The sequence below is a fragment of the Amycolatopsis sp. SID8362 genome (assembly GCF_010550475.1).
In the GTDB taxonomy this organism is placed as follows: Bacteria; Actinomycetota; Actinomycetes; order Mycobacteriales; family Pseudonocardiaceae; genus Amycolatopsis; species Amycolatopsis eburnea.
In genome coordinates this window covers 1-5,475 of sequence record NZ_JAAGNB010001076.1, presented here as the reverse complement: position 1 = coordinate 5,475, position 5,475 = coordinate 1, and the positions used below count along the sequence as shown (strand labels likewise).

Sequence of the window (5,475 nt, the reverse complement as noted above, 5' to 3'; positions counted from 1 at the left end):
CCGACGCCTACTACCGGCGCAACCCGTGGGCCGGCCGCCGGTGGCTCGACGGCGAGGCCGTCGTCGACGGCGCGCTGACCAACCCGTTCTCCCACGCCGTGGCCACCGCGCTGCTCGTCGGCGGGGTCGGCGGCCGCGACCCGGCGGAGATCGCGCTCGAGCTCTACGGCACGCGCGACATCGAAGCCGACGACACGGCCTGCCTGCGCATCCGGTTCGCCGCCGGTCCCGAAGTCGTCGTCGCCGCGTCGCTGTGCGCGGAGCAGGACCACGAGCCCTACGTCGTCGTGCACGGCACGAAGGGGCGCGCGAAGTTCTGGTACAAGAGCCACCGCCTGGAGATCGACGACGAGCGCGTCCACCTCGGGGCGCCTGCCGACCTGCTGCGCAACCTGGTGGCCCACCACCGGGACCCGGCCGGGGTGCCGCTGCTCGCGCCGCTGGCGCGGACCCGGGCGTTCGCCTCGGTGGTCGGGGCGGTCCGGGACGCGCCGTCGCCGTCGCGGATCCCGGCGGGCTGGATCCGCACGGTCGGCGAGGGGGCGAGCCGGCACCCGGTGGTGCGGGGGATCGGCGAAGAGGTCGCCGTCGCCGCGGACCGGCTGGCGCTGTTCTCCGAAATCGGCGTCCCGTGGGCGAGCGCCGCGCGGGCGGCGGGGACCGCCCAACGCACCGGATAGCAGGCGCCGGTGCCCATCGCGCTGGCGGCCCCGGTCATTCACCCGGTTGCTGTAAGCGCTTTCTCGACGTGCCCTCATTTCGTGGAAACCATTGCTGCACAAGGGTTGTGCTTCCGAATCGACCGTTGACACCGGTGTGGCGCACTGCCTACCGTGAGCGCGCTGACAGCGTTTTCAGAAAAGTGCTGACCGGCTGAGGACGGAGAATTCGATGGGGCGGACAACTGTGCGTGGGACCCGGCTCGCCGCGCTGGCCGTGGTGGTTCCCCTGCTGCTGACCGGGGTGGCCGCGTGCGGCTCGGGCTCCGGTTCCGGCGACGGGGACGTGACCATCACCTTCGTCTGGTGGGGCAGCGACGGCCGCGCGAACCTGACGAAGAAGGCCGTGGAGCTGTTCCAGCGGAAGAACCCGAAGATCAAGGTGCAGACGTCGTTCTCGGCGTACGCGGCCTACTGGGAGAAGCTGGCGACGCAGACGGCCGGGGGCAAGCCGCCGGACGTGCTCAACGTCGACACGCGGTACCTGGCCGAGTACGGCGGCCGGGGCGTGCTGGCCGACCTGAACCAGGGCGCGGGCAAGGCGATCTCGCTCGCCGACGTCAACCCCGAGCTGGCCGCGACCGGGGTGTACCAGGGCAAGCGGTACGCCGTGCCGTGGGCGCAGAACACCCCGGCGATGATCTACGACCCGGCCGCCTTCACCGCGGCGGGCGCGGACCCGGCCAAGGGACTGACCTGGCAGCAGTACGCCGACGCGGCCCAGAAGGTCAGCGCCGCAAGCGGGTTCTCGGCGCGCGGCGCGACCGACTTCGGCATCCTCGACACGACGCTGGAGATCTGGCTGCGCCAGCAGGGAAAGCAGTTCTACACCCCGGAGGGCAAGCTCGGCTTCACCGCCGACGACCTGCGCCGCTACTGGCAGCTCGCGAGCGGCTTCCGCGACGCCAAGGGCAGCTCGCCCGCGGACGTCACGGCGTCCTACAACACCTCGCCCGAGCAGGCGCCGCTGGGCAAGAAGCTGACCAGCTCGGAGTTCGCTTACGACAACCTGCTGCCCGCGTACCAGAAGGCGAACGGCAAGCCGCTGAACGTGGCGCCGTACCCGACCGACAAGGCGGGCGACACCGGGCAGTACCGGCGGCCGTCGATGTTCCTGGCCGTCTCGGCCCGCAGCGCGCAGCAGGAGGCGGCCGCGAAGCTCGTCGACTTCCTGGTGAACGACGCCGAGGTCGGCAAGATCGTCGGCACCGACCGCGGCCTGGCCCCGAACCTCAAGGTCCGCGCGCAGCTGGCGGGGTCGGCGACCGGCAACGACAAGACCCTCTACGACTACGAAGCCAAGCTGGAACCGAAGCTCGGGGCCGCGCCGCCGGTGCCGCCGAAGGGCGCCGGCGCGATCCAGAAGCTCCTCCAGCGGACGTACGAAGAGGTCGCGTTCGGGCGGATGAGCATCGACGACGCCGTGAGCCGGTTCATGACCGAGGCCGAGAAGGGGCTGTCCTAGCCGATGACGACCCTGCGCACCCCGGACCCGCCGGTCGCCGCCGAAGCGGCCGCGCGCGTCCGGCCGTCCCGGCGCCGCCGCAAGAGCCAGCCGGAGGCCTTCGCGTTCCTGACGCCGTGGCTGCTCGGCGCGGTGGCGCTGACTGTCGGCCCGATGGTCGTGTCGTTGTACCTGTCGTTCACCGACTACGACATGTTCACGGCGCCGGACTGGGTCGGCTTCGGCAACTTCACCCACATGTTCACCGACGACGACCGCTACCTGCAGTCGGTGAAGGTGACGCTGATCTACGTCCTCGTATCGGTGCCGCTGAAGCTGACGGTGTCGCTGCTGGTGGCGATGCTGCTGAACACCCGCCGCGGCGCGAACGGCTTCTACCGGGCGGCGTTCTACGCGCCGTCCCTGCTCGGCGCCAGCGTCGCGGCGGCGCTGGTGTGGCGGGCGCTGTTCATGGGCGGCGGCCCGGTGAACGAGGTGCTGGCGTTCTTCGGCTGGCACACACCGAGCTGGGTCGACGACCCGCAGTTCAGCCTCGCCTCGATCGTGCTGCTGGGCGTGTGGCAGTTCGGCGCGCCGATGGTGATCTTCCTGGCCGGGCTCAAGCAGATTCCGGCGGAGCTGCACGAGGCCGCGGCGATCGACGGCGCGGGCGCGTTCCGCCGCTTCCGGCACATCACGCTGCCGATGCTGTCGCCGGTGATCTTCTTCAACCTGGTGATGGAGGCCATCCACGCGTTCCAGGCGTTCACCCCGGCGTTCGTCATCGGCGGCGGCCGCGGCGGCCCGGCCGACGCGGACCTGTTCTACACCCTCTACCTGTTCGAGGTCGGCTTCCAGGACTTCCGGATGGGCTACGCGTCGGCGATGGCGTGGGTGCTGCTGGTGGTGATCGCGATCGTCACGGCGATAGTCTTCCGCACGGCGAAGCTGTGGGTGTTCTACGACGACGCCGAGGAGCGCAAATGACGGTGCTCCCGCGCACGGCCCGGTCGTTCGGCTGGCACGTGCTCTGCCTGGTGATCGTCGCCGTGGTGCTGTACCCCTTGGTGTGGCTGGCGTTCGCGTCGGTCAAGCCGCCGGACGAGATCCTGTCCCGGCTGGCGTTGCTGCCCACGCGGTTCGTCTTCGACGGCTACACGAAGGGCTGGGAGGGCGCGGCGGACGTCGGGTTCGGCCGCTTCTTCGTGAACTCGTTCCTGGTGGCCGGGTTGTCGGTGGTGGCGAACGTGCTTTCGTGCTCGCTGGCCGCGTACGCCTTCGCCCGGTTGAACTTCCGGTTCCGGGGCGCGCTGTTCGCGTTCATGATCACGACGTTGATGCTGCCCTACCACGTGACGCTGATCCCGCAGTACGTGATCTTCCAGCAGGCCGGGCTGGTCAACACGTTCGTCCCGCTGATCCTGCCGAAGCTCCTGGCGACCGAGGCGTTCTTCGTGTTCCTGATCGTGCAGTTCATGCGCGGCATCCCGCGCGAGCTCGACGAAGCCGCGATCATCGACGGCTGTTCGGTCTACCGCACGTTCTGGCACGTGGTGCTCCCGCTGTCGAAGCCGGCGCTGGTGACGACGTCGATCTTCACGTTCATCTGGACCTGGAACGACTTCTTCACGCAGATGGTGTACCTGAACGACACGGAGAAGTTCACGGTGCCGCTGGGGCTCCGGTTGTTCGTCGACACCAGCAGCCAGTCCAACTTCGGCGCGATGTTCGCGATGTCCGCGCTCGCGCTGGTCCCGATCGTGCTGTTCTTCCTCGCGTTCCAGCGCTTGCTGGTGGAGGGCGTGAGCACGAGTGGTCTGAAGGGGTGAGGGGATGCGCGAAGCGACGTGGCGGGCGGGGCTGGGGGAATTCTCGGACTGCCTGCTGGCGGGATTGCTCGTGGCGGTGGCGTCCGTACCGGTGGTGACGGCGGCGCCGGCGCTGGTGGCGGGGTGCCGCGCGGTCGAGCGGGCCCGGCGCGGGGTGGGCGGTCCACTGTGGACGACGTTCTGGGCGGACTTCCGGTCGGTCTTTCGTGGCGGGGTGTTGTTCGGGCTCGGGTGTGTGGCGGCGGTGGTGGTGTTCGCGGTGGACTTGGAGGTCGCGGGCTCGCTGCCGGGCGCGGGATTGGTTCGGCCGGTACTGGGGGTGCTGGCCGGAGTGGCAGTGGTGCTGGCGGTGCGGACATGTGAGTTCGTTTCGTCGGGAGCGTTGTCCTGGCACCGCGCAACCCTCGCCGCCGCGCGGGAAGTCGCCGCTTCGCCCGGTAGTGCCGCGCTGCTCGCCGCCGCCATCGGGCTCTCCGCTGTCCTCGTCTGGATGCTGCCCATCCTCGCCTTCATCGTCGCGGGGCCGCTCTGCCTCGCCGCCGTCGCGACCGGAGGGCGGTCGTGATCCCCGCCGTCGTCGTGTTCGGTACCGCTGGCCACGCCCTCACCCACCTCCGCCGCGCGCGGGCGCTGCACGATCGCGGGGAGATCGTCCTCGCCGGCGCGTGCGACGTCCGCGAGCCGCCGGAAGAAGCCCGCGCCCTCTTGCCCGCCGGGGCGAAGCTGACCGACGACCCCCGCGAACTGGTCGCCGACATCGCCGTCGTCGCCACGCCGCCGCACACCCACCTGCCGCTCGCCCGCGCCGCGCTCGAAGCCGGCTGCCACCTGCTGCTCGAGAAGCCCCCGGTGCTCGACCTCGACAGCTTCGGCGAACTCGAACGGCTCGCCCGCGACCGCGGGCTCGCCTGCCAGACCGGGTTCCAGAGCTTCGGCTCGGCCGCCGTCCCGCTCGTCCGGGCCGCCATCGCGCGCGGCGAAATCGGGACGGTCACCGGGATCGCCGCCGCCGGGGCCTGGATCCGGCGGGACCGGTACTTCGGGCGGACCGGCTGGGCGGGACGGCGCCGCGTCGGCGGGCAGCCGGTCGTGGACGGCGCCCTCACCAACCCCTTCGCGCACGCCGTGGCGACCGCGCTGCTGCTCAACGGGACCGCGAACCTGCTCCCGGACCAGCTGACCGTCGAGCTTTATCGGGCCCGCGCCATCGAATCCGACGACACGGCCTGCGCGCGGCTCGCCTTCGCCGGCGCGCCGGACGTCGTCGTCGCGGCCACGCTGGCCGCCGCGGCCGACCACCAGCCCTACGTCCTCGTGCACGGCACCCAGGGCCGGATCCGCTGGGAGTACAAGACCGACCGGCTGGAGATCCGGGGGACGCCGACGCCGGTGGACCCGCCCGAAGACCTGCTGGTCAACCTCGTCGAGCACGTGCGCGACGGCGTCGCGCTGCGGGCGCCGCTGTCGGCGACCCGCGCCTTCA

5 protein-coding genes and 1 pseudogene are annotated in these 5,475 nt (G+C 71.1%); all 6 read left to right on the top strand.

The annotated features are described in order from the left end of the window. Positions 1-680, top strand: a pseudogene (locus tag G3I65_RS33815) (gfo/Idh/MocA family oxidoreductase); the annotation flags it as partial. 211 nt (positions 681-891) lie between these two features. Continuing rightward, complete coding sequence (locus G3I65_RS33810; protein WP_166640920.1) at positions 892-2,184, top strand: ABC transporter substrate-binding protein; 1,293 nt, start codon at positions 892-894, stop codon at positions 2,182-2,184. 3 nt (positions 2,185-2,187) lie between these two features. Further along, complete coding sequence (locus G3I65_RS33805) at positions 2,188-3,150, top strand: carbohydrate ABC transporter permease (RefSeq protein ID WP_160699702.1); 963 nt, start codon at positions 2,188-2,190, stop codon at positions 3,148-3,150. Next, entirely contained in the window at positions 3,147-3,992 is an 846-nt protein-coding gene (locus G3I65_RS33800) for a carbohydrate ABC transporter permease (protein WP_160699701.1), read from the top strand. Before G3I65_RS33805 ends, G3I65_RS33800 begins: the two co-directional genes overlap by 4 nt. 4 nt (positions 3,993-3,996) lie before the next feature. Beyond that, entirely contained in the window at positions 3,997-4,557 is a 561-nt protein-coding gene (locus G3I65_RS33795; protein WP_160699700.1) for a DUF624 domain-containing protein, read from the top strand. Next, positions 4,554-5,475: Gfo/Idh/MocA family protein (locus G3I65_RS33790; protein WP_160699699.1), on the top strand; the 922-nt coding region annotated here is incomplete at its 3' end. The genes G3I65_RS33795 and G3I65_RS33790, both read left to right, overlap by 4 nt.

What these genes read in the sequence shown, in the direction of transcription:
- G3I65_RS33795 (WP_160699700.1), top strand. Translation starts at nt 3,997, where the DNA reads ATGCGCGAAGCGACGTGGCGGGCGGGGCTGGGGGAATTCTCGGACTGC.
- G3I65_RS33810 (WP_166640920.1), top strand. Translation starts at nt 892, where the DNA reads ATGGGGCGGACAACTGTGCGTGGGACCCGGCTCGCCGCGCTGGCCGTG.
- G3I65_RS33800 (WP_160699701.1), top strand. Translation starts at nt 3,147, where the DNA reads ATGACGGTGCTCCCGCGCACGGCCCGGTCGTTCGGCTGGCACGTGCTC.
- G3I65_RS33805 (WP_160699702.1), top strand. Translation starts at nt 2,188, where the DNA reads ATGACGACCCTGCGCACCCCGGACCCGCCGGTCGCCGCCGAAGCGGCC.